Origin of the sequence: Algicola sagamiensis DSM 14643 (assembly GCF_000374485.1) — a bacterium.
Classification (GTDB): Bacteria; Pseudomonadota; Gammaproteobacteria; order Enterobacterales; family Alteromonadaceae; genus Algicola; species Algicola sagamiensis.
In genome coordinates this window covers 48,600-70,432 of sequence record NZ_KB894492.1, presented here as the reverse complement: position 1 = coordinate 70,432, position 21,833 = coordinate 48,600, and the positions used below count along the sequence as shown (strand labels likewise).

26 protein-coding genes are annotated in these 21,833 nt (G+C 43.4%); 7 read left to right on the top strand and 19 right to left on the bottom strand.

Annotated elements, in window-relative coordinates; genetic code table 11:
• Positions 1–124: 124 nt before the first annotated feature.
• On the top strand, positions 125–658 hold the full coding sequence (locus C505_RS0103840) for a fused DSP-PTPase phosphatase/NAD kinase-like protein (RefSeq protein ID WP_018691267.1): 534 nt from the start codon (positions 125–127) through the stop codon (positions 656–658).
• 59 nt (positions 659–717) lie between these two features.
• Here the strand turns inward: C505_RS0103840 and C505_RS0103835 are convergent, their stop codons facing one another.
• The gene (locus C505_RS0103835; RefSeq protein ID WP_026317721.1) at positions 718–1,443 is read right to left on the bottom strand and encodes a carbonic anhydrase; all 726 of its coding nucleotides are present in this window, start codon (positions 1,441–1,443) and stop codon (positions 718–720) included.
• Between the two features lie 301 nt (positions 1,444–1,744).
• Here C505_RS0103835 and C505_RS24205 point away from each other — a divergent pair, with 301 nt between their 5' ends.
• Positions 1,745–1,906 (top strand): hypothetical protein, encoded by a 162-nt coding sequence (locus tag C505_RS24205; RefSeq protein WP_018691265.1) that lies wholly within the window; start codon positions 1,745–1,747, stop codon positions 1,904–1,906.
• A 567-nt stretch (positions 1,907–2,473) separates the two neighbouring features.
• Here C505_RS24205 and fre read toward each other — a convergent pair.
• The 4 genes from fre to trxA all read right to left on the bottom strand — a co-directional run bounded on the left by fre (position 2,474) and on the right by trxA (position 6,676).
• The gene (gene fre, locus C505_RS0103820) at positions 2,474–3,169 is read right to left on the bottom strand and encodes an NAD(P)H-flavin reductase (RefSeq protein ID WP_018691263.1); all 696 of its coding nucleotides are present in this window, start codon (positions 3,167–3,169) and stop codon (positions 2,474–2,476) included.
• Between the two features lie 136 nt (positions 3,170–3,305).
• Positions 3,306–4,784, bottom strand: coding sequence for a 4-hydroxy-3-polyprenylbenzoate decarboxylase (ubiD, locus tag C505_RS0103815; RefSeq protein WP_018691262.1), 1,479 nt, complete (start codon positions 4,782–4,784; stop codon positions 3,306–3,308).
• A gap of 110 nt (positions 4,785–4,894) precedes the next feature.
• Positions 4,895–6,163, bottom strand: coding sequence for a transcription termination factor Rho (gene rho, locus C505_RS0103810; protein ID WP_018691261.1), 1,269 nt, complete (start codon positions 6,161–6,163; stop codon positions 4,895–4,897).
• A gap of 186 nt (positions 6,164–6,349) precedes the next feature.
• On the bottom strand, positions 6,350–6,676 hold the full coding sequence (gene trxA, locus C505_RS0103805) for a thioredoxin TrxA (RefSeq protein WP_026317720.1): 327 nt from the start codon (positions 6,674–6,676) through the stop codon (positions 6,350–6,352).
• A 102-nt stretch (positions 6,677–6,778) separates the two neighbouring features.
• Between trxA and rhlB the strand changes: the two genes are divergently transcribed.
• From rhlB to C505_RS0103780, 4 genes are all read left to right on the top strand, one after another.
• Positions 6,779–8,059 carry an ATP-dependent RNA helicase RhlB gene (gene rhlB, locus C505_RS0103800; RefSeq protein ID WP_026317719.1) on the top strand — a complete coding sequence of 427 codons (1,281 nt, stop codon included), beginning with the start codon at positions 6,779–6,781 and terminating at the stop codon, positions 8,057–8,059.
• A gap of 10 nt (positions 8,060–8,069) precedes the next feature.
• Positions 8,070–9,611, top strand: coding sequence for a guanosine-5'-triphosphate,3'-diphosphate diphosphatase (gene gppA / locus C505_RS0103795; RefSeq protein ID WP_018691258.1), 1,542 nt, complete (start codon positions 8,070–8,072; stop codon positions 9,609–9,611).
• A gap of 450 nt (positions 9,612–10,061) precedes the next feature.
• Complete coding sequence (locus C505_RS0103785) at positions 10,062–10,583, top strand: hypothetical protein (RefSeq protein WP_018691256.1); 522 nt, start codon at positions 10,062–10,064, stop codon at positions 10,581–10,583.
• The gene (locus tag C505_RS0103780; RefSeq protein WP_026317718.1) at positions 10,577–10,903 is read left to right on the top strand and encodes a hypothetical protein; all 327 of its coding nucleotides are present in this window, start codon (positions 10,577–10,579) and stop codon (positions 10,901–10,903) included. The genes C505_RS0103785 and C505_RS0103780 overlap by 7 nt, the downstream gene beginning before the upstream one ends.
• A 46-nt stretch (positions 10,904–10,949) precedes the next feature.
• Here C505_RS0103780 and hemB read toward each other — a convergent pair whose 3' ends face one another.
• The 5 genes from hemB to tatA are packed head-to-tail and all read right to left on the bottom strand — an operon-like array spanning position 10,950 to position 13,747.
• The gene (hemB, locus tag C505_RS0103775) at positions 10,950–11,963 is read right to left on the bottom strand and encodes a porphobilinogen synthase (RefSeq protein ID WP_018691254.1); all 1,014 of its coding nucleotides are present in this window, start codon (positions 11,961–11,963) and stop codon (positions 10,950–10,952) included.
• A 40-nt stretch (positions 11,964–12,003) separates the two neighbouring features.
• Positions 12,004–12,426, bottom strand: a complete 423-nt coding sequence (locus C505_RS0103770; RefSeq protein ID WP_018691253.1) for a hypothetical protein — start codon at positions 12,424–12,426, stop codon at positions 12,004–12,006.
• A complete protein-coding gene (gene tatC / locus C505_RS0103765) occupies positions 12,413–13,171 on the bottom strand; it encodes a twin-arginine translocase subunit TatC (RefSeq protein ID WP_018691252.1) in 759 nt (252 codons plus the stop codon). The genes C505_RS0103770 and tatC overlap by 14 nt, the downstream gene beginning before the upstream one ends.
• Positions 13,155–13,499 carry a Sec-independent protein translocase protein TatB gene (tatB, locus tag C505_RS0103760; protein ID WP_018691251.1) on the bottom strand — a complete coding sequence of 115 codons (345 nt, stop codon included), beginning with the start codon at positions 13,497–13,499 and terminating at the stop codon, positions 13,155–13,157. Before tatB ends, tatC begins: the two co-directional genes overlap by 17 nt.
• Positions 13,499–13,747 carry a Sec-independent protein translocase subunit TatA gene (tatA, locus tag C505_RS0103755; RefSeq protein ID WP_018691250.1) on the bottom strand — a complete coding sequence of 83 codons (249 nt, stop codon included), beginning with the start codon at positions 13,745–13,747 and terminating at the stop codon, positions 13,499–13,501. Before tatA ends, tatB begins: the two co-directional genes overlap by 1 nt.
• A gap of 77 nt (positions 13,748–13,824) precedes the next feature.
• Between tatA and C505_RS0103750 the strand changes: the two genes are divergently transcribed.
• The gene (locus C505_RS0103750; RefSeq protein ID WP_018691249.1) at positions 13,825–14,796 is read left to right on the top strand and encodes a hypothetical protein; all 972 of its coding nucleotides are present in this window, start codon (positions 13,825–13,827) and stop codon (positions 14,794–14,796) included.
• A 50-nt stretch (positions 14,797–14,846) separates the two neighbouring features.
• Here C505_RS0103750 and C505_RS0103745 read toward each other — a convergent pair whose 3' ends face one another.
• From C505_RS0103745 to C505_RS0103705, 9 genes are read right to left on the bottom strand one after another with little or no spacing between them, the layout of a single operon-like run.
• A complete protein-coding gene (locus C505_RS0103745) occupies positions 14,847–15,263 on the bottom strand; it encodes a F0F1 ATP synthase subunit epsilon (protein ID WP_018691248.1) in 417 nt (138 codons plus the stop codon).
• 20 nt (positions 15,264–15,283) lie between these two features.
• Entirely contained in the window at positions 15,284–16,669 is a 1,386-nt protein-coding gene (atpD, locus tag C505_RS0103740; RefSeq protein ID WP_018691247.1) for a F0F1 ATP synthase subunit beta, read from the bottom strand.
• 36 nt (positions 16,670–16,705) lie between these two features.
• The gene (atpG, locus tag C505_RS0103735; RefSeq protein WP_018691246.1) at positions 16,706–17,566 is read right to left on the bottom strand and encodes a F0F1 ATP synthase subunit gamma; all 861 of its coding nucleotides are present in this window, start codon (positions 17,564–17,566) and stop codon (positions 16,706–16,708) included.
• A gap of 54 nt (positions 17,567–17,620) precedes the next feature.
• On the bottom strand, positions 17,621–19,162 hold the full coding sequence (atpA, locus tag C505_RS0103730; protein ID WP_018691245.1) for a F0F1 ATP synthase subunit alpha: 1,542 nt from the start codon (positions 19,160–19,162) through the stop codon (positions 17,621–17,623).
• 14 nt (positions 19,163–19,176) lie between these two features.
• Positions 19,177–19,710 (bottom strand): F0F1 ATP synthase subunit delta, encoded by a 534-nt coding sequence (atpH, locus tag C505_RS0103725; RefSeq protein WP_018691244.1) that lies wholly within the window; start codon positions 19,708–19,710, stop codon positions 19,177–19,179.
• A gap of 14 nt (positions 19,711–19,724) precedes the next feature.
• Positions 19,725–20,195 carry a F0F1 ATP synthase subunit B gene (atpF, locus tag C505_RS0103720; RefSeq protein WP_018691243.1) on the bottom strand — a complete coding sequence of 157 codons (471 nt, stop codon included), beginning with the start codon at positions 20,193–20,195 and terminating at the stop codon, positions 19,725–19,727.
• Positions 20,196–20,249: 54 nt separating this feature from the next.
• The gene (gene atpE / locus C505_RS0103715) at positions 20,250–20,474 is read right to left on the bottom strand and encodes a F0F1 ATP synthase subunit C (RefSeq protein WP_018691242.1); all 225 of its coding nucleotides are present in this window, start codon (positions 20,472–20,474) and stop codon (positions 20,250–20,252) included.
• Positions 20,475–20,526: 52 nt separating this feature from the next.
• The gene (atpB, locus tag C505_RS0103710) at positions 20,527–21,321 is read right to left on the bottom strand and encodes a F0F1 ATP synthase subunit A (RefSeq protein WP_018691241.1); all 795 of its coding nucleotides are present in this window, start codon (positions 21,319–21,321) and stop codon (positions 20,527–20,529) included.
• 3 nt (positions 21,322–21,324) lie between these two features.
• Positions 21,325–21,717: an ATP synthase subunit I gene (locus tag C505_RS0103705; protein WP_026317716.1), complete on the bottom strand. Its 393-nt coding sequence runs from the start codon at positions 21,715–21,717 to the stop codon at positions 21,325–21,327.
• Positions 21,718–21,833: the final 116 nt, after the last annotated feature.

Here is a 21,833-nt window from a genome sequence, read left to right as displayed (position 1 = left end):
ACATCAGGATTTGAACAAGAAGGAAACTCATGGATTGTACCACAATCACACATGTTCTCATAATATGGAAACATGCGATAAACACGAGTAACTTAAGTTGTTTCAATAAGTTAGTAGGTTTCACATGAGATTTAGTATCGTTTCTATTTTATGTGCATCATTCTTTACAGCAACAATTGTACAGGCTGCAGAGACGCCTTTTGCAGACAAGATTGGTGGAATTGTCAAAAGCTATAACCGCGCTTCCGATAAAATAGCAACAGGCGGTAACATTTCATTGAGTCGGCTCAACCGCCTCAAAGATATTGGTTTTCAGACAATTATTGATTTCCGCCTCGCTCGGGAAGGAGCAGGGCAAGAAGCACAAGCCGCTAAAAGAGCTGGCTTTAACTACATTCATATTCCAATTGATAAAGGCGCGCCCAGCCAAGAAGCCGTTACAGCTTTTATGAAAGCAATGAAAGATCCAAAACGGGGGACTGTATTGTTGCACTGTAATACCGGTAGCCGGACCGGCATGATGTATGCCATTTATCTAGCAAAGGAAGGTGTTCCAGTTCAACTGGCGATTGATGCAGGAAAGGCAGCAGGCATGTTGGACAGTCAAGCCGCTTCTGTTCGTAAAAGAGCAGGGAAAAGGCGGGGACTCTTAAATTAGCTTCCCCGCAAAATGAGCGCACAACTTTTGCGCGCTCAGTTCACTTCGAAATTAAGCTGTTATTTTAAGATGGTTCTTGCATTCACAAACTGAAGTGGACGATGGTTCACACCAATCGCTTTTTCAAATTGATCAATTTGAGCTTTACTTGCAACAACAGGTGTTTTCAATACATACCAACGGACGCCTTCCGAGCACGGTGGTGTCGTCAAAGAACCATTAAACCGATAATACATTTTTGTTTTTGGTAATAACTCGGTTCCAGAAAATACATTGGTAAAATCAACTTTATGATTCTTTTTCGGTATTTTCTTCCAGATCTTTGCAAGTGCTGGATTTTCAGGTCCTTCCTCAAACATCACATTTAATACAGCCAGCTCACCATTCTCATTTTGATGAACGAAATGACCACTCAGAGGGTATTCCTGCCCATCTATGTAGTTTTCAGAAGGGTGGTGAAAGTGGACTTGAAGTAATTGGAATGTTTTGCCTTCTGCGGTGATTTGGCTTCCTGGTTCAAAGTTCACTTGAACCGTTGTACCTTTGTTTTCAATTGATTTGCTGTTTTGGTGATACTGAATATTGATTGGGATGAGATTTGCGTTGATTGCTTTTGAGTTCCGAATATCAATCGGTGATTGATTGACACCCGTTTTACAGGTTGTAAAAGCAGGATCGAGATCGGCCCAATGTTTCGCTGCTTTCTCCCCTTGATAACCCCAGTTTTCTTCTGCATTGGATTGCTGAGCCGTCATGGCACAAGAAACAGCAAATAAAATCTTCATTATTTTACGTTTGTACATCTTATTGCCTCTATGTTATGAATCAATTTGTACAAATGACCGACCGATTATTCGAGTCGGCCGCCGTGTATGTAACACTTGAAAGAAAAGGAATACAATTTAATTGAAATAAAATGACAGACATTTGAAATAAAAGTAATTCTTTTTACTCATCTACGACCTTTATTATCAATTCAACTTATTTTTTTGTGGACTATCAGATCCGGTATTTTTCGTTTGAATTCATTAATCTTTGTAGGGTATGCTATGTCGCTTTGAAGCATATATGATATGGAGACTTACGATGCATAAAATCACGCCAGAGGAAAACCAATCCCACAATCAACTTGAAGATTGGAATATTGAAGATAAAGCTCCTGAAGAAAAAACTATGACAAAAAATAGTGAAAATGCATTATCACCAAATGCTGGAGGAGGCGGAGATATGCCTCCCGTAAAAAAATAAAAAAAATGGATTCTGGTTTTTATGGCTTTGTATCACAGGTAATATCTTACAGTGATGCCGTAACTCTTACCCTCATTTCATTTGTATTTATCTGCCAAGTGAATGACAAGAAAGTAAATAGTTTTTTATTTGCGATCGGAACCTATTTATATCTCATCCTTTTTGATAAATTTTTCGCTAAATATATTAAAGAGTCTTTATGGAACCCGGTCTTAACGGACATTGTCCTGTTTCACCTTTCATATATTATTTCCTCTCTATTCGGACTCTTTGTTTTATACAGGCTCCATAGAAAGTACGAACTCAATACAGCACCAAGTGCTATAATCGTCGCAATTCTAATCCTAGCATTCATTTTCTTACATTTAATTATGCTAATGGAAAGAACATTATTCGGTGTAAATTCAATCAAATTTGGCCCGATATACTCTTATGGGATATTTTTAGCAAACCTGATCTGTAGCGCATTTATATGCATTGACGCACTGTTATATTTATACACACGTTTTTCAAGAAAAATAAAAGAAGAGCTGTAAGAAACCCACCCGTCAGCTCTTCCATTCTTTACTAAATATAAGCAAATGCATCCGCGTACATATTCTCTAAAAGCGCACCATGCTGAATAAATTCATCCCTCGCAAGCCCAATCATTTCAAAACGACCAGCCATATAGATGTCATAAGGCTCAAGACTCACAATATCTGCCATGACCGCTTCATGGACGCGGCCTGTTTTACCTGACCAATCATCTAATGGCGTTTCAACAACGGGAATAAACTGGAAATTTGCACGCCTATCAGCCCACTGTTGCATGTTCTGTAGCGCGTAAAGTGCGCTCTCATGCTTCACACCCCAATATAAAAACACAGGACGTTTTGTTTGTTGTGTTGCGAGATATTGTGCAATAGAGTTGATATAAGAAAAGCCTGTTCCACCAGCAATCAATACAATTGGGTTCATGCTTTCTTCACGAAAATAAGCTTCACCTAATCCGTACTCAATGCTGACCTGGGTATTCGATTTCAAATGCTCAATTGCACCCATCGCAAATGAATCTTCACCCGATGCGCCAATATGAAGTTCTAACTCAGCGGCGCCAGGCGCGTTAGCTATCGAAAAAGGGCGCTTATCCGAATCAGACAAGACAAGCTGCAAATACTGCCCTGCTTTGAACTCAGCTGGCTGTGGTGCTTCCAATAGCACGCGATACACATAATCAGTTAATGGCTCAATGCTTTTTACGACACACTGAATGGATCCCATGGTGATTCCTTTATTCTCACATCACACGCAACAGATGCGTATACTCAATAATTCTGGCACCGATATGCTCGGATCGCGAGAGACTATCGGTCTTCTTCTTTATCGGCACCACATGTTTTCACTAAAGATATACAGCTTATTTTTTCACTGGATGAATGTTCAGTGATGTCCATATCGCGTCAACTTCCTGGATCACTTCTTCATCCATCACGATGGGCTCACCCCATTCACGATCTGTCTCTCCTGGCCATTTATTGGTTGCATCCATGCCCATTTTTGATCCCAACCCAGATACAGGAGATGCAAAATCCAGATAATCAATCGGCGTATTTTCAACCATCAATGTATCCCGCGCAGGATCCATCCGAGTGGTCATGGCCCAAATCACATCGTTCCAATCTCTGGCATTGACGTCATCATCACAAACAATGACAAATTTGGTATACATGAACTGCCTTAAGAATGACCAGACTCCCATCATGACTCGCTTTGCATGCCCAGGATACTGCTTCTTCATTGTCACAACCGCCATTCGATAGGAACAGCCTTCTGGTGGCAAATAGAAATCGACGATTTCGGGAAACTGCTTTTGGAGAATAGGTACAAAGACTTCGTTTAAGGCGACACCTAGAATTGCAGGCTCATCCGGCGGCCTGCCTGTATAAGTACTATGATAAATCGGGTCCTTGCGGTGGGTGAGATGCGTCACAGTAAAAACAGGGAAAGAGTCTACTTCGTTGTAATAGCCCGTATGATCGCCATAGGGGCCTTCTTCTGCCATTTCACCAGGCTCTAAATAGCCTTCTAACACAAATTCTGCACTAGCAGGCACTTGCAAGTCATTACTGATGCATTTGACGACATGCGTCTTATCATCTCGAAGTAACCCCGCAAATGCGTATTCTGACAAAGTATCTGGGACAGGCGTCACTGCACCAAGAATTGTGGCCGGATCTGCACCCAGCGCGACAGCAACTGGAAACCTTTCGCCAGGATGCTGTTTCTGAAACTCTTGAAAATCAATCGCACCGCCACGGTGTGAGAGCCAACGCATGATCAGTTTGTTTTTTCCAAGCAGTTGCTGACGGTAAATTCCAAGGTTTTGCCTTTCTTTGTGCGGCCCTTTTGTTACCGTCAACCCCCAGGTGATCAGCGGCGCTATATCACCAGGCCAGCAGCGCATAATCGGGAGTTGCGTTAAGTCAATCTCATCGCCTTGGAAAACGACTTCCTGACAAGGTGCATCTTTCACTACCTTTGGAGACATGGATAAGACTTTCTTGTATATCGGCAATTTATCCCATGCATCCTTAAATCCTTTTGGTGGCTCAGGTTCTTTCAGCATTGCCAGAAGTTGACCCACTTCACGAAGTGCCTCGACCGACTGCTGCCCCATTCCCATCGCCACACGATCAGGTGTGCCGAATAAATTAGCAAGAACAGGAATGCGATAACCTTTCGGATTTTCAAATAACAACGCCGGGCCAGACATTTTTAAAGTCCGATCAGCGATTTCTGTCATCTGGAGGTCTGGATCGATGGGCTGTTTGATCCGTGTCAGCTGTTTCTTTTTTTCCAGCTGTTTAATGAAGTCCCGGAGATCTTTGTATTTCATGGTACAAGCGTTCCCGCCTGAATTGATTGGAAAAAGAAGCCTGCATTATACGGTGAGAAGGGAGGGAAAACCAGCATGCAGCTCTAAGGGCATGCTGGTTCATCAGCCATTTAGCCGCCTTTTTGGCGCTTCATCGCTTCAAAGAATTCATCATTGGTTTTGGTCATCGCCAATTTATCAATCAAAAATTCCATTGCATCGATTTCGCCCATATCATGGACAATCTTTCTCAGGATCCACATCTTCTGAAGCTCTTCACTAGAAGTCAAAAGCTCCTCACGACGCGTACCAGAGCGGTTGAAGTCAATTGCAGGGAAGACGCGCTTTTCAGCAATCTTACGATTCAGGTGTAACTCAAGGTTACCTGTTCCTTTGAACTCTTCGTAGATAACTTCATCCATCTTCGAACCTGTATCGATCAGCGCTGTTGCGATAATCGTCAAGCTACCACCTTCTTCAACATTCCGTGCCGCACCGAAAAAGCGCTTTGGTTTATGTAGCGCATTTGCATCAACACCACCAGTCAGGACTTTACCTGAAGATGGGATCACGGTGTTGTACGCACGAGCAAGACGCGTAATTGAGTCAAGAAGGATGACAACATCCTTTTTATGCTCAACAAGTCGCTTCGCCTTTTCAATGACCATTTCAGCAACTTGTACGTGACGGCTTGCTGGTTCATCAAATGTAGATGCGATAACTTCACCAGATACAAGACGTTGCATCTCGGTGACTTCTTCTGGACGCTCGTCAATCAGAAGTACCATAAGCTGACATTCTGGATGGTTGGCAGCGATGGATTGCGCAATATTTTGCAGCAACATCGTCTTACCCGCTTTTGGCGGTGCAACAAGCAATGCACGTTGACCTTTACCAATTGGTGAAGCAAGGTCAAGGACACGCGCAGTGATGTCTTCTGTACTGCCATTGCCGCGTTCCATAACGAGGCGATCATTGGCATGCAGTGGTGTTAGGTTTTCAAACAGAATTTTGGTTCTTGCACTTTCCGGCTTACCGAAGTTGACTTCGTTGACTTTCAATAGTGCAAAATAACGTTCACCTTCTTTTGGTGGACGAATGATACCAGAAATCGTATCACCCGTTCGCAGGCTAAATCTCCTGATCTGGCTGGGAGAAACGTATATGTCATCAGGGCCTGCAAGATAAGAAGAGTCAGATGAACGAAGGAAACCAAATCCATCCTGCAAAATTTCTAAAACGCCATCACCATAGATGTCTTCACCACTTTTAGCGTGGGCTTTTAGAATTGCGAAAATTATATCTTGTTTGCGTAAGCGGGCAACATTCTCAAGGCCCATTTTTTCGGCCAAGCTGACCAACTCATTAATCGTTTTATTCTTCAGTTCTCTTAAATGCATAACGGTGGGTCTTAAATATTTCTTGCGGTAGAGATTATCTCGAAAAAGGTTAGGGAAATTGACTTCGTGAACAGCAAAACAGAACGGTCATTCGAGCTATAAGTTAGCAGCTAACCACGAGTCCGTCCAGATTTAATGTCAGGAAAGGTGAAAAATACACCATTCCTGATTTCCTTGGGGGGGAGATTATAGGTTCTCGTTTAGAAAATCAACCAATTGATTTTTCGACATTGCACCAACTTTCGTTGCTGCAGCCTCACCATTTTTAAATAGAACCAGTGTCGGAATACCACGAACACCAAACTTTGCAGGTGTTGCATTGTTATCATCGATATTGAGTTTTCCGATCGTTAATTTATCTGCAAACTCTTCAGCAACTTCATCAAGAAGTGGAGCAATTAGCTTACAAGGTCCACACCAAGGGGCCCAAAAATCAACTAAAACTGGTTTATCTGCACTGAGTACATCAGCTTCAAAGCGGTCATCGCTTAGCTCAACTATTTTATCGCTCATCTTCATTCTCCGAACGGCATAATCTCATTTTATGCACACTAATATAAGGGTATTTACGTGATCCTGTTCCTTATTGCAAGTTTACAAGTTATCCTTAGCCCCATGAGCGAAACACACTTAACCGACAAAAAGTTTGCCGAACTCCCAATTTCACCACAAGTGATATCGGGCCTTCAGGCAATGGGGTTTGATAAATGTACTCCAATTCAGGCGCTTAGCCTGCCTCATGCCTTAGATGGGCGTGATGTTGCAGGGCAAGCACAAACAGGAACAGGTAAAACCATTGCGTTTCTTACCGCAACGTTCCATCAACTATTAACTCAAAAAGCTGCTGCGACGAATGGCCCAAGAGCACTTATCATGGCACCAACGCGTGAGTTGGCTATTCAGATATATAATGACGCAAAACAGCTTTCTCAAGCAACAGGGATCGAATTAGGACTGGTATATGGGGGCGAAAATTACGAAGATCAACGCCGAAAGCTCCAGGAAAATTCAATTGATATTCTTATTGGTACAACCGGGCGTCTCATCGACTTCTACAAGCAAAAAGCTTACTCACTGAATCACATCGAAGTTGTCGTCCTTGATGAAGCCGATCGGATGTTTGATTTGGGTTTCATCAAAGACATTCGTTATATTTTCAGAAGAATGCCACCGCCTGAGCAGCGATTGAACATGCTTTATTCTGCAACTTTATCATTACGTGTGCAGGAGCTTGCTTACGAGCATATGAATCAACCAGAACATGTTCATATCGAACCACAGAGCATGACAAACAAACGCATTTTAGAAGAAATTTTTCATCCTTCAGCGGATGATAAAATGCCTTTGCTACTCACATTAATGGAAGAGGAGTGGCCTGAAAAAGCCATTGTTTTTACAAACACAAAACATGCATGTGAAGAAGTCTACCAGTGGCTGATCTCTGATAAGCACCGTGTCGGACTACTGACTGGTGACGTTCCACAAAAGAAACGTATTCGCATTCTAGAGCAATTCACCGCGGGTCACTTAGACATTCTCGTTGCAACAGATGTTGCCGCACGTGGACTTCATATTCCAAAAGTGACGCACGTCTTTAACTATGACTTACCGGACGATCCTGAAGACTATGTTCACCGTATCGGGCGGACAGGACGCGCTGGGCAAAGTGGATTAGCAATCAGTTTTGCCTGTGAGAGTTATGTCTATAACTTACCAGCAATCGAAGAGTACATTGGGCATGCAATCCCAGCAATGGGATATGATCGAGACGCATTACTCGATGATATTGAACCACCAAACTTTCAACGCCATCGAACAGCGCGAACAAAACGCCGCGTCGATCAAAATCGCCGTCACCCCAACTCACAAAATCGACACCGTAAACGTCAAAGATAGGTAAAATACGGTGAATCGAAAAAGGCTACATCAAGATATTTACGCAGTCATTGATTTAGGCTCCAACTCTTTTCATATGAAAATGGTGAAAATTGTCGCTGGCAGCGTTCAGGTGATCAGTCGTGTCAAGCGAAAAGTACGCCTGGCTTCCGGCCTCGATGCTCACAATCAACTCAGCCAAGTCGCAATGGAAAGAGGGTGGGAGTGCCTTTCTTTATTTTCTGAGCAACTACAGGATATTCCTTCAGAAAATATCGTGATTGTTGGGACTGCAACATTACGACTTGCAGAAAATGTCTCCGTATTTCTCAAAAAAGCAGAGTCAATCCTCAAGCACCCCATTCAAATCATCACTGGTGAAGATGAAGCGAAAACAATTTATCTTGGTGTCGCGCATACATCTTCTTCTGCTGATAATCGCATTGTCGTCGATATTGGTGGCGCAAGTACTGAAGTGATTGTTGGTTACAAGTTCGAGCCTCTCGCACTACAAAGCTTAGATATTGGCTGTGTCACTTTCCTTGAGAAGTTCTTTCCAGATCACAAACTGACAGAGCAAGCTTTTTCAGAAGCAACACAAGCGGCAAGGGAAGTCCTTTCACCTTATGTCGATGAATTTGTGGATGCAGGATGGTCCAGTGCTGTCGGTGCTTCCGGAAGTGTTCAGGCACTTCAAGAAATCCTCATTGCACAAGGATTCGATGAAGTCATCACCCTTGAGCGCCTTCACTTAATCAAAGAACAGGCGATTGCTTGCGGGCATATCGACAGGCTTAATATCCAAGGGCTGTCTGAAGAAAGAAAACTTGTTTTTGCAAGCGGCCTCGCGATCCTCATTGCAATTTTTGAGCGCTTAAATATTCAGGGAATGACATTGTCAGGAGGCGCACTTCGAGAAGGTCTCCTCTATAGCATGCTTCCTAAACTTCAGCAGCGGAATATCCGAGAAAGAACGCTCAGCAGTCTTCTGATCCGTTACCATCTGGACAAGCATCAAGCTAAGCGGGTTTCGAATCTTGCTTGCCAACTCGCTTATCAGGTGAATGCGCAGTGGGCGCTGTCAGATTTTGATGGGATTGACGTATTAAGTGCATCTGCACAACTCCATGAATTAGGCTTGTTGATCCATTATAAGAAGCATCAGCACCATGCTGCATATATTCTCGAAAATACGGATATGCCTGGATTTACACGAGCACAACATAAACTACTGATCGCACTTGTTCATAACCATCGACAGGATATTGCAAGAGAAATTGTCGACCGACAAACCATGACTTCACCATTGCTCGCTGGTCGGTTAACACGGATCTTAAGGCTCGCAGTTCTGCTTTCTCTTAGACGCCAAGATGAAGTACTTCCGAAAGCTAAGTTATCAGTGATAGATGATGAACTCACCGTCAGCATTGATCCTGACTGGCTTGAACAACACCCGCTGACCAAGGCTGAATTAGAACAAGAAATTCAGTACCAAAAAAACTGCGGTTGGCTTCTTCGAATGGACGCATCCTGTCACACTCCGAAGAAGCATTTGACTCAGTCATCATCTTAATGCTTCTTCCATCCAATAAAGTAGTATGGGGCTAGGCTCATACTACATTTCTCTCGATTTAATCATATAGTATTAACTTCCGAGTTCAAAAAGCTTTTACTTTCATATTTTAATATCATTTAAATCAAGAGCTTAAGCTGTAAGGTATGGGTTTTAAACTACCGCTAAAAACATCCTTTAGTTTGATGAGTGAGATGAATGGATCCCCTAAAATACGCATAGAAAATGGAAAAAAGCATGAGGGAAAAGATTAACGACATCCTCGATGAGGGTTTAATCAGAGAAGTAACCTATTGAGCAGAAAACGATACTCTTTATCATTCCAACTCCAAGGAAGAGAAAAAGCAATGATATATGATCAATCACCCACGCCGAGTATCAAAGTCGTTCCACAGAATACTGTTCAAAAGAAGTATTCAGTGCCTGAATATATTTCCAAAGAGGAGTGGAATGGAGGAAATTGAAAAGTCGCTTTTTACTTTTGGAAATATGAATGTCATCATCCAGGGAGGACTCTTTTTTCTGATTTTAAATTGGCGCCATCAATCCCGTTCACTACTGATTACATCAGGGATTGTTTTTGCCGCAACGGTAATGATGCAACTTGCCAGTTATCATCTGATTGAACTCGCAACACACTATAAAAAAGTTTCTATTTTCCTTTGGTATATCACATTATCCTTCATTAATATGTCCGCAACGTACTGCCTTTATCAACTTCACTTGGTCAGTCAAACTCAAGTATCAGGAACGACATGCTTTATCGCCGTTATATACCTTGTTTTCACAATTATGCAAGTCGCCAGACTGTGCGATCGCGTTATCTTTAAAACAAACATTCTGCCAGAGATTTATCAATATAGTGTCTTCGTGCTCGATCTTTGTGTCACTTTTTGTCTGTTATATTCTGTTTTCTATGTCTTCGCAGCAAAACCACTACAAAAGTATTTAAAAGGGTTTAACCCATGCTAATGCTATTTATAGTTTTGATCATGGTTGTCAGTTTTATTCAAGTTCGTTTCACCTATAAGATTTTTGAAAAGAAAAAAGTTGAGCAGATAAAAATAGAGGTAAAAAAAGAGCTGGCAGAACAAACATTCGCAATCACAAAAAAGCTGATCGAACACGATGAAATTAAAGACAAGGTCACACAGGATGAAGCTTTAGAAAGCGTCAAAGATCACGCATCAGAAATCTATGAGGAGTATGAATGTCGCATCGCAGATAAGATGAGAAAAAATAAATATCAGCATCACGCATATGCGTACGTCTTTTTGAGGCAACGGTTTTAAATACCTGGAATGAAGGGACGCAACGCCCCCTCAGACAAACTAAAAATCAACCTTGTTGACGGATATATCGTGCTGCATGCTTCGCAAAGTAAGTCAGAATACCGTCAGCCCCTGCACGCTTAAAAGCAATCAGGGACTCCATAATCACGGCTTCTTCATCTAACCATCCCTGCTGAATCGCAGCCATATGCATTGCATATTCACCACTCACCTGATAAGCAAATGTGGGTACCTGAAAAGTCTCTTTAACTCGACGAACAATATCCAAATAAGGCATTCCTGGCTTCACCATCACCATATCCGCACCTTCTTCCAGATCAAGCGCGATTTCGCGAAGTGCTTCGTCACTATTGGCAGGGTCCATCTGATAACTTTTCTTATTGCCTTTTGACAGGTTATTTGCGCTACCAACCGCATCCCGGAAAGGGCCATAGTAACTTGAGGCATATTTCGCGGAATACGCCATAATTTGCGTATTCACATAACCTTCTTCTTCCAAAGCATCACGGATAAGGCCAACACGACCATCCATCATATCTGAAGGAGCAACAACATCAGCACCAGCTTTCGCATGGGAGATTGCCTGCTTAATCAATGTGTCGACCGTAGCATCATTCACAACATAGCCATCTTCATCGATGATGCCATCTTGACCATGCGTTGTGAATGGATCCAGTGCAACATCAGAAATCACACCAAGTTGAGGAAATGCTTCCTTTAAAGCACGGATTGCTTTTTGAGCAAGTCCATCTTCATGGAAAGCTTCCTCTGCGAGCAAAGACTTTTTCTCCTGTGGTGTCACAGGAAATAGAGCAACAGCTGGGATCCCAAGCTCTACAAGCTCTTCCGCTTCTTTAAGTAAATTATCGATAGAGAGACGTTCAACCCCTGGCATTGATTCGACGGTTTCACGCCTTTGCTTCCCTTCCAATACAAAAACAGGGTAAATCAAATCATCGACGGACAAACGGTTTTCCGCAATCAGGCGACGCGAAAATTCACTGCTCCGGGCGCGTCTCATACGCGTAAATGGATACAAGCCTGCAGATACTTGCGTCATGCGACTCTCCTTTATTTCTCTTACAATAGATTAAGAACGATTAAATTCGTTTGACTGAAACTTGTCGGTTAGCACCTTCGACTTTCAAGTAATATCCGGCATACGCACCCGCTTGAATCGTTACAACTTGGCCAGCTTTCAATTGAATATAATCAGTGTCAATTTGCAGCCATCTTTGTCCATTATCCAATAGCAATTCCCATTCTCCACGCTTACGTTTTTTTGCAGAAAGAATATTTGCGGAGAGAGATTGAATTGGGGGATGTTGTGATTGGGATGAAGGTTGTGCTTGTTTCACTGATGATTCACGCTTTTGCTTCTTTGAAACAGCCCGGTCATAACAAGCAAGTCTGTGCTCTGGGTCTTTTATATTTTGGCAATTTTCAATTGCTTCTGTTGCATTGGCAGTTGAAGTCCACAACAGTGAATAAATCACTAGAAAAATAGGATTACTCGCTCTCATTTTGAATTTCCTCCTCCTTTGAGCGTGATTGATAAAATACTGCGATCAATAACGCACTTTCAAACATCAACCACATCGGCACCGCAAGCAACACCTGAGAGATAACATCCGGCGGCGTCAAAAACATTGCAATCACAAATAAACTTACAACAATATACGGTCTTTTTTCCCGCATACTCTCAACCGTCGTCATCCCGGTCAGTATCATCAGCAAAATAGCAACAGGGATCTCAAACGCAAGACCAAAACCAAAAAACATCTTCAAAGTAAAATCAAGGTAACTGGTGATATCTGGCGCTAATTGAACTTCAGACAATGCTGTGCCAGCGAAAAATGGGAAAACAATCGGGAAAACAACATAGTAAGCAAAAGCAATTCCTGCATAAAAGAGCAGGGTACTGGAGACAAGTAATGGGAATACGAGTCGCTTTTCATGCTGGTACAAACCAGGTGCAATAAACGCCCAAATTTGATGCAAAATATAAGGAATAGCAACAAAAATTGACACAACAAATGTCAATTTAAAAGGCGTAAAAAATGGTGAAGCAACATCCGTTGCAATCATCGTAGCCCCTTGAGGGATTGCCTGCATGATCGGTGTTGCGAGCCAAAGATAAATATCATTTGCAAAATAGGCGAGACATGCAAAAACCAAAATCACAAAAACGACTGCTTTAAGCAATCGGCCTCTCAACTCAATTAAGTGATCGATAAATGAATGGGATGTTTCAGTCGTTTGCGTCATGCTTTGCCTTTTGAGACGCATCAGGCACCGTTCCTGATGGTTTTTTCGCATACGGCTGCTGGAGGTCTTCCGCAGCAGATTTTAATTCATCAACAGAAGCTTGGAGTTCAGGCGATAGATCCTTCATACCTTTTTGCTCTGCTTCTTTTAAATTTTTATGAAGCTCCTGGATCCGGAGCTCATTGTTAATTTCTGCCTTCACAACGTTGGAAAACTGACGAACCGTCGTAACCCAGCGCGATATTGTTCTTATCGCGACAGGAAGCCGCTCAGGACCGAGTACAACAAGGCCTATCACTGCAATGACGACAAGCTCCCAAAATCCCATTAAGCTTTATCCTTTTGTGACACACTTGATTCTACAGATTCACGTTTCTGATCTGTGATCTCTTCCGCTTTTTGTTGCTCAGCCGGTTTTTCTTCTGGTTGTTCTCCATCTTTCACAGCGTTTTTAAATCCCTTGACAGCAGAGCCAAGGTCACCGCCCAGACCTCTTAGTTTTTTCGAACCAAAAAGTAATAAGACAATTGCCAAAATAATTAAAAGTTGCCAAATACTGACACCACCGATTCCCATAATTTCATCTCCATAGTAAGAGAATTTGCTCTATTATACGAAGATATATGGAAATATCACCTGATAAAGAGTGACGAATGTTCCTAAAACGTTTTCTTACATTTATCTCATTGATTTTTAAATGGTTACATATTCTCGCCTTTACAATTCTATTTTGGGCAGGCCCTGCCTTTTGTGTGCAGAATCAGATTAATGACGAGTGGTTTGATGAACTGGAAAAAACAATCTCAGAATCATTACTCTCCACTGCTTCTTGGATGGATAGTGCTTTTCAAGATGATGAAACCATAGATGAGTCAGCAAAAGCCTGGGGGAAAATCACGATTGGGTGGCAGCCAAGAACTGGAAATTGGGGCTATTTCCCCGTTAAATTTAGAATCAAGGTCCGTCTCCCAAGTTTACAGAATCGTATTGATTTAATCATTTCAGATACAGAGGAAGAAGACTTTCAACGATTACCCCTGGATAAAACCCACCCAATCGATGAGAAAGAAAGTAGTGAAGATTATCACTTGGCAATTCGATTTATTCATAGCTCAAGTCAAGAACATTATCTCTCGACTCGTATCGGCTTGGGGGATGGTACTGTGTATAGCCGAATGTCTTACCGCTGGCGAAAACCACTCATCGATGACTTTTGGAGTATTCAAATCTCACCTGCTGTTGAATACTATATTGGCCAGGGGTTTGGACACAGGGTTGTTTTTGACTCAGCATGGGGAGTCGGTAGAAGGGCTGAGATACGATGGAGCTATGGGCTGATTGATCGCCAGTCATTTGATAATGGCGAGTGGCGACAAGGTCTATATTACCTTCGTCCCATCGGGGATGATGCAGCGATTGTACAAGGGTTTCAAGCTTCTGGGGATTATGAGCCGGATTATCGCGAAAACAATTACAATATCTTCTTTCGATGGCGTCAGGTGTCTATTCGTAAATGGCTTTACTATGAGATTGAACCATTTGTGGATTTTCCAAGGGAAAGAGATTTTCGCAGAGAATATGGGATTGCTTTTCGTCTTCAGGGATTGTTTGGGGCCCGCCATTAAAAAACCCTCGCCGATGCGAGGGTTTTTTCGATTCGATTATCCGTCGTCCGTTATTTACGCATCGTCTTAATGACACGAAGCTGAGCAATTGCGTTCGCAAGTTCTGCAGCAGCTTCTGCATAATTAAAGTCAGCACCAGGATTTGCGATTGCCTCTTCAGCTTGCTTCTTCGCAGCTTCAGCGGCCTGCTCATCTAGGTCTTCACCACGAATTGCTGTATCAGCAAGTACAGTCACATTATGTGGCTGTACTTCAAGCATTCCGCCGGCAACATACATGATTTCTTCATGTCCATGTTGTTTGACAATACGAACCATTCCAGGCTTTATGGCGGTCAGTAAAGGTGCATGACCAGGGTAGATACCTAGGTCACCTTCACTACCCGTCACCTGGATAGATTCTACACGCCCAGAGAACATCATATTCTCTGCGCTGACGACATCCAGATGTACAGTCATAGCTGCCATGTCACCCTCCTAAGGTCTGATTACATATCTTTGGCTTTTTCAACCGCTTCGTCAATAGAACCAACCATGTAGAAGGCCTGCTCAGGCAGCTCATCAAATTCACCTTCAAGGATACCTTTGAAGCCACTAATCGTGTCTTTCAAAGAAACGTACTTACCAGAGGCTCCTGTAAAGACCTCAGCAACGAAGAACGGCTGAGATAGGAAACGCTGGATTTTACGAGCACGTGATACGACTTGCTTATCTTCGTCAGATAGCTCGTCCATCCCAAGGATCGCGATGATGTCTTTCAGCTCTTTATAACGCTGAAGAACGTTCTGAACGCCACGTGCAACTTCATAGTGCTCTTGACCAACAACAAGCGGATCAAGCTGACGAGAAGTTGAATCCAGTGGATCAACTGCAGGGTAGATACCAAGTGACGCAATGTCACGAGAAAGTACAACCGTTGCATCCAAGTGCGCGAACGTTGTTGCTGGAGATGGATCAGTCAAGTCATCCGCAGGAACGTAAACCGCCTGGATTGAAGTGATTGAGCCTGTCTTTGTGGACGTGATACGTTCCTGAAGAACACCCATTTCCTCTGCAAGCGTCGGCTGGTAACCTACCGCAGATGGCATACGACCTAGAAGTGCTGATACTTCTGTACCCGCGAGTGTATAACGGTAGATGTTATCAACGAAGAATAGGACGTCACGGCCTTCATCACGGAATTTTTCAGCCATTGTAAGCCCCGTCAATGCAACACGCAGACGGTTTCCTGGTGGCTCGTTCATCTGACCGTAAACTAGGGCTACTTTATCAAGTACCTTAGATTCGTTCATTTCGTGATAGAAATCGTTACCTTCACGCGTACGCTCACCAACACCTGCGAATACAGAGTAACCGCTGTGCTCGATTGCGATATTACGGATCAATTCCATCATATTGACGGTTTTACCAACACCTGCACCACCGAATAGGCCGACTTTACCACCTTTCGCAAATGGACAGATCAAGTCGATAACTTTGATCCCAGTTTCTAGAAGCTCAGATGCATTTGACTGATCTTCGTAGCTTGGTGCTTCACGGTGAATTGACATACGCTCTTCTTCACCGATTGGGCCTGCTTCATCAATTGGGTTACCCAACACGTCCATGATACGACCAAGTGTTTTCGTACCCACTGGAACCTGGATTGCTTTCCCAGTATTTTCTACACCGATACCACGACGAAGACCGTCAGTAGTACCTAGAGCGATGGTACGTACAACACCACCACCAATTTGTTGTTGTACTTCAAGGGTTAGACCCGTTAGTTCACCGTCGGTGACCTTCAACGCGTCGTAAACCTGAGGTACAGCATCTTGTGGAAATTCGATATCCACAACCGCACCGATAATTTGGACGACCTTACCTTGACTCATGATCATTCCTCTAATTCTTTCTCTGGTTTACCTTTGCTAAACCGCTTGTGCACCAGACACGATTTCAGATAGCTCTTGTGTAATAGCTGCCTGACGTGCTTTGTTGAACACAAGCTGCAGCTCGTCGATGAGGTTACCGGCGTTGTCTGTTGCAGCTTTCATTGCAACCATACGCGCAGCTTGCTCACAAGCAATATTTTCTACAACACCTTGATAGACTTGTGACTCCACATAGCGCACCATCAATGCTTCAAGCAGCACTTTCGGATCCGGCTCATAAATGTAGTCCCAACGGTGTCCTAGCTCTTCTTCATCTGAAGCTGGCAAAGGTAATAACTGATCGATCATTGGCGTTTGTGACATCGTGTTGACAAATTTGTTGTACACCACGAATAAGCGATCTATTTTGCCTTGATCATACATATCCAACATGACTTTGACTGGACCAATGACATCCTGCAAATGAGGCTTGTCACCAAAGGCAGATGCTTGTGCCACTAAATCGCCACCGAACTTACTAAATAACGCAGATGCTTTACTTCCAAGGGCTGCGAAGCTAACTTCTGCACCTTGGTTGCGCCATTTTTCGACATCTTTGGTTACTGCTTTGAATGCATTTGCGTTCAAGCCGCCACAAAGACCTCGGTCGGTGGAAACAACGATGTAGCCAACTCGCTTCACCTCGCGCTCTTCCAAATAGGAATGCTTAAATTCGAGGCTACCTTTTGCGATATGACCGATCACTTTACGCATATTTTCTGCGTAAGGACGACTGGAGGCCATACGATCTTGCGCCTTTTTCATTTTCGACGCAGCGACCATCTCCATCGCACTTGTGATCTTCTGAGTATTCTTGATACTCCCGATCTTCGTTTTTATCTCTTTTCCGCCAGACATGGCTTTATCTCCGAATCGAGTTCAACGAAAGGTGGCTCGAGGCCACCTGCAACCTTACCAAGTTTGAGTCGCTTTAAATTTCTCAAGCGCTTCGGTTAAAGTTGCTTCGATTTCTTTGTCGTAGTTACCCGATGCATTGATATTCGCCATCAAGTCAGCGTATTCGCTGTTCATGAAAGACAACAATGAATCTTCGAAGTCGATGACTTTACTCACATCGATATCGTTCAAGAAACCTTTCTCAGCAGCAAAAATAGAAACAGCCATTTCACCAACAGACATTGGTGCAAACTGCTTCTGCTTCATCAGCTCTGTGACACGCTGACCATGTTCAAGCTGAGCACGTGTCGCTTCGTCAAGATCTGATGCAAACTGAGAGAACGCTGCCAATTCACGATACTGAGCAAGTGCAAGACGGATACCACCACCAAGTTTCTTGATGATTTTCGTCTGCGCTGCACCACCAACTCGAGATACCGAGATACCCGCATTAACCGCAGGACGGATACCAGAGTTGAATAAATCAGTTTCTAGGAAGATCTGACCATCTGTGATTGAGATCACGTTGGTTGGTACGAATGCAGAAACGTCACCCGCTTGTGTTTCAATGATTGGCAATGCAGTCAATGAACCCGTTTGGCCTTTCACAGCACCATCAGTGTAACGCTCAACATAGTCAGTGTTGACTCGCGCAGCACGCTCAAGAAGGCGAGAGTGAAGATAGAAAACGTCACCAGGGTATGCTTCACGTCCAGGTGGACGACGAAGAAGTAGAGAAACCTGACGGTAAGCAACTGCTTGCTTAGACAGATCATCATAAACGATCAATGCGTCTTCACCACGATCACGGAAGAATTCACCCATCGTACAACCTGCATATGCAGACAAGTACTGAAGTGCAGCAGACTCAGATGCGTTTGCAGCAACAACAATCGTGTGATCCATCGCGCCATGTTCTTCTAGTTTACGAACAACGTTCGCAAGGGTAGAAGCTTTCTGACCGATTGAAACGTAGATACATTTAATACCTGTATCTTTCTGGTTGATGATCGCATCGATTGCCAAAGCAGTTTTACCCGTCTGACGGTCACCGATCACTAGCTCACGCTGGCCACGACCGATTGGGATCATGGAGTCAATTGACTTATAACCAGTTTGTAGTGGCTCATCAACAGATTGACGATCGATAACGCCAGGTGCGATTTTTTCAATCGGCTCAAAACCTTCCGCTTCAATCGGGCCTTTACCGTCGATTGGCTCACCCAGTGTGTTTACTACACGACCAAGAAGATTACGACCAACTGGGACTTCTAGGATACGACCCGTTGATTTTACTTTTGTACCCTCTTTTAGATCCGCATAAGGACCCATGACAACCGCACCCACTGAGTCACGCTCAAGGTTCAATGCGATTGCATAACGATTACCTGGAAGCTCGATCATTTCACCTTGCATACATTCAGCAAGACCGTGAATACGGATGATCCCGTCAGTAACAGATACGATAGTACCTTCGTTACGAGCTTCACTGACGACTTCAAACTGCTCAATACGTGATTTGATCAGTTCAGAAATTTCAGTGGAATTTAGTTGCATGCTCTATTCCCCAATTAAGATTGCAATGCTGTTGAAAGACGATCGAGTTTGCCGCGGAGTGATCCATCGATGACTGTGTCACCCGCTTTGATCACCAAACCACCGACAACATTGATATCAACACTGCAATTCAGCTTAACTTTGCGCGCGAGACGTTTTTCCAACGCTGTACGAATTTTTTCAACTTGCGCTTCTGGAAGCGTCGTTGCAGAAATCACATCAACTGTCATTTCTTTCGCGTATTCAGCTCGGAATTCAGCATAGAGTTCAGCGACAGCTGACATTGCTGGCAAGCGTCCGTTTTCAGCCATGATCTTGACAAGATTCTGGCCATATTCGTTGAGTTGTTCGCCGCAGACTTTCACAAAAAGCTCTGCTGCATTCTCTGCAGAAGCGGATCCCGAAAGAAACGATTTCATCGTCTCATTTTTCGTGACTTCACCAGCAAAGAACAGCATTTCCGCCCATTCGTCTACTGTGCCTTTTTCAACAGCAAACTCGAAAGCTGCTTTAGCATATGGGCGAGCGATGGTAGTCATTTCCGACATAATGCCCTCCCGGCTTACAGCTCAGCTATTAATTTATCAACGATATCGCTGTGCGCAGTTTCGTCGATTTGACGCTCAAGAATTTTCTCGGCACCGGTCATCGCTAGAACAGCAACTTGTTTACGTAGCTCTTCACGAGCACGATTACGTTCAGATTCGATTTCCGAGTGGCCCTGAGCAATGATTTTTTCACGTTCTTCATGCGCTTTTTGCGTTTCCTCATCAAGGATCTGCGACGCACGCTTCTTCGCTTGCTCAATAAGCTCAGCTGCTTGTGCTTTAGCTTCCTTCAGCTGCTCTTTCGCTTTTTCGCGAGCATGCCTCAGGTCTTCTTCTGCCAAATCAGCTTGCTTTAGACCTTCTTCAATTTTTTTCTGGCGATCTTCAATTGCTGTATTCAATGGTGGCCATACATATTTCATGCAGAACCATACGAATACGATAAAGGCAATCAATTCCCCAATGAGAGTGGCGTTGATACTCACGACCGCTCCTCCTTTATATTATTGTTCGTTAACCTAAGTTGGATTTTCGACAAATTAAAGAACGAACAACATGTAAAGAGCAATCGCAACACCGATCATTGCGATCGCATCGATAAGACCAGCAACGATGAACATTTTAACTTGAAGTTGTGGTGCAAGTTCAGGTTGACGAGCAGCAGACTCAAGGAATTTTCCACCAAGAATACCGAAGCCAATCGCAGGGCCAAGTGCACATAGACCGATAAGGATTGCCACAGCAACAAATTTAAGTTCTAGCATCAGAATCTCCAAATGTAATTTTTAAAGTTAAAGTTAAAATGAAATCTTTTTATTAATGATCTTCGTGAGCCATGCTCAAGTACACGATGGTTAACATCATGAAAATAAAGGCTTGTAACACGATGACCAGAATATGGAATACCGCCCACGGGAAGTGGAGTGGCAGCTGGTACAAACCAAGAAGAGCAATAAGAATGAAGATAAGCTCACCCGCATACAGGTTACCGAATAGACGCAATGCCAATGAAAGTGGCTTCGCGAGCAACGTCACGGTCTCCAAAATGAAGTTCACTGGAATAAATGCCGGGTGATTGAACGGATGCATTGTTAATTCCTTAACAAAACCACCCACACCTTTGATTTTAATCGAGTAATAAATCATCAGGGTGAATACACCAAGCGCCAATGCAACTGTCATGTTTAGATCCGTTGTCGGTACAATTTTCATGTACACGTGGTGCGGATCATATCCCATTGCAGCGCCAATTTGTTGCGCAAGCACAGGAATGAAGTCAACAGGGACCAAATCCATGAGGTTCATTAAGAAAACCCATACGAAGATGGTTAACGCGAGGGGTGCGATAATAGGATTCCGGCCATGGAAGGTGCTTTTGACGTTATCATCCACGAATTCCACTATCATCTCGATGAAGCATTGCAACTTTCCGGGAACCCCAGTCGTTGCTCTCACCCCAACGTAGCGAAATAGGCTGATAAACAAAATACCTAAACCAATTGACCATGCTAAAGTATCGACATGCCAAGTCCAAAATCCCTCACCAACAGACCAGTTGGTCAAGTGGTGCTTGATATAACCTGTGCTTGTCAGTTCTCCACCTGCAGCCATTGTTTATCCTAATTTTTGTAGTTGAAAGAAAACTGGTGCGGACCACTGTGTTACTAGCGCAGCAATGAAGCTCAAAAAAAGAGGCTCTGGGATTGCATCCTGCATTTTAAATGCCATAGTGAATAACACAGCTGTCAAAAGCAGTTTTAGTGTTTGCCCTCGAAAAAACGATTGTGCAACCAGTTTTGAAGAACGGGCACCACTATATCGAAATGCGAATAAAACAAACACGAAATGAGGGAAAGTTGCACATACGCCACCCCAAAGGGCAGACAGGCCACTCGGCATCCCCCATCCAAATGTTGTTATCACAGTGACGAACACTGTGACCAGGCTCTGGCAAAAAACAACTTTTAACGCAGCATTTCGCCTTGGTCTGGCTAGAACAGCGGTCACTTGCTGATAACCTCTCTTTTCAGTCCAAAATCTGGACACAAAAAACTGGCGAAAGTATACCTTGTCAGCACTTTTTTGCAAGCGATCTGCAAAAGAAAAGAGATGGTTTTACATCC

What these genes read in the sequence shown, in the direction of transcription:
- rho (WP_018691261.1), bottom strand. Translation starts at nt 6,163, where the DNA reads ATGCATTTAAGAGAACTGAAGAATAAAACGATTAATGAGTTGGTCAGC.
- hemB (WP_018691254.1), bottom strand. Translation starts at nt 11,963, where the DNA reads ATGACGCAAGTATCTGCAGGCTTGTATCCATTTACGCGTATGAGACGC.
- ubiD (WP_018691262.1), bottom strand. Translation starts at nt 4,784, where the DNA reads ATGAAATACAAAGATCTCCGGGACTTCATTAAACAGCTGGAAAAAAAG.
- C505_RS0103750 (WP_018691249.1), top strand. Translation starts at nt 13,825, where the DNA reads ATGTTCCTAAAACGTTTTCTTACATTTATCTCATTGATTTTTAAATGG.
- fre (WP_018691263.1), bottom strand. Translation starts at nt 3,169, where the DNA reads ATGGGATCCATTCAGTGTGTCGTAAAAAGCATTGAGCCATTAACTGAT.
- trxA (WP_026317720.1), bottom strand. Translation starts at nt 6,676, where the DNA reads ATGAGCGATAAAATAGTTGAGCTAAGCGATGACCGCTTTGAAGCTGAT.
- atpG (WP_018691246.1), bottom strand. Translation starts at nt 17,566, where the DNA reads ATGTCTGGCGGAAAAGAGATAAAAACGAAGATCGGGAGTATCAAGAAT.
- tatC (WP_018691252.1), bottom strand. Translation starts at nt 13,171, where the DNA reads ATGACGCAAACGACTGAAACATCCCATTCATTTATCGATCACTTAATT.
- tatB (WP_018691251.1), bottom strand. Translation starts at nt 13,499, where the DNA reads ATGGGATTTTGGGAGCTTGTCGTCATTGCAGTGATAGGCCTTGTTGTA.
- C505_RS0103780 (WP_026317718.1), top strand. Translation starts at nt 10,577, where the DNA reads ATGCTAATGCTATTTATAGTTTTGATCATGGTTGTCAGTTTTATTCAA.
- C505_RS0103835 (WP_026317721.1), bottom strand. Translation starts at nt 1,443, where the DNA reads ATGAAGATTTTATTTGCTGTTTCTTGTGCCATGACGGCTCAGCAATCC.
- atpA (WP_018691245.1), bottom strand. Translation starts at nt 19,162, where the DNA reads ATGCAACTAAATTCCACTGAAATTTCTGAACTGATCAAATCACGTATT.
- tatA (WP_018691250.1), bottom strand. Translation starts at nt 13,747, where the DNA reads ATGGGAATCGGTGGTGTCAGTATTTGGCAACTTTTAATTATTTTGGCA.
- rhlB (WP_026317719.1), top strand. Translation starts at nt 6,779, where the DNA reads ATGAGCGAAACACACTTAACCGACAAAAAGTTTGCCGAACTCCCAATT.
- C505_RS24205 (WP_018691265.1), top strand. Translation starts at nt 1,745, where the DNA reads ATGCATAAAATCACGCCAGAGGAAAACCAATCCCACAATCAACTTGAA.
- C505_RS0103770 (WP_018691253.1), bottom strand. Translation starts at nt 12,426, where the DNA reads ATGAGAGCGAGTAATCCTATTTTTCTAGTGATTTATTCACTGTTGTGG.
- atpD (WP_018691247.1), bottom strand. Translation starts at nt 16,669, where the DNA reads ATGAGTCAAGGTAAGGTCGTCCAAATTATCGGTGCGGTTGTGGATATC.
- C505_RS0103785 (WP_018691256.1), top strand. Translation starts at nt 10,062, where the DNA reads ATGGAGGAAATTGAAAAGTCGCTTTTTACTTTTGGAAATATGAATGTC.
- C505_RS0103840 (WP_018691267.1), top strand. Translation starts at nt 125, where the DNA reads ATGAGATTTAGTATCGTTTCTATTTTATGTGCATCATTCTTTACAGCA.
- atpE (WP_018691242.1), bottom strand. Translation starts at nt 20,474, where the DNA reads ATGCTAGAACTTAAATTTGTTGCTGTGGCAATCCTTATCGGTCTATGT.
- C505_RS0103745 (WP_018691248.1), bottom strand. Translation starts at nt 15,263, where the DNA reads ATGGCAGCTATGACTGTACATCTGGATGTCGTCAGCGCAGAGAATATG.
- atpH (WP_018691244.1), bottom strand. Translation starts at nt 19,710, where the DNA reads ATGTCGGAAATGACTACCATCGCTCGCCCATATGCTAAAGCAGCTTTC.
- atpB (WP_018691241.1), bottom strand. Translation starts at nt 21,321, where the DNA reads ATGGCTGCAGGTGGAGAACTGACAAGCACAGGTTATATCAAGCACCAC.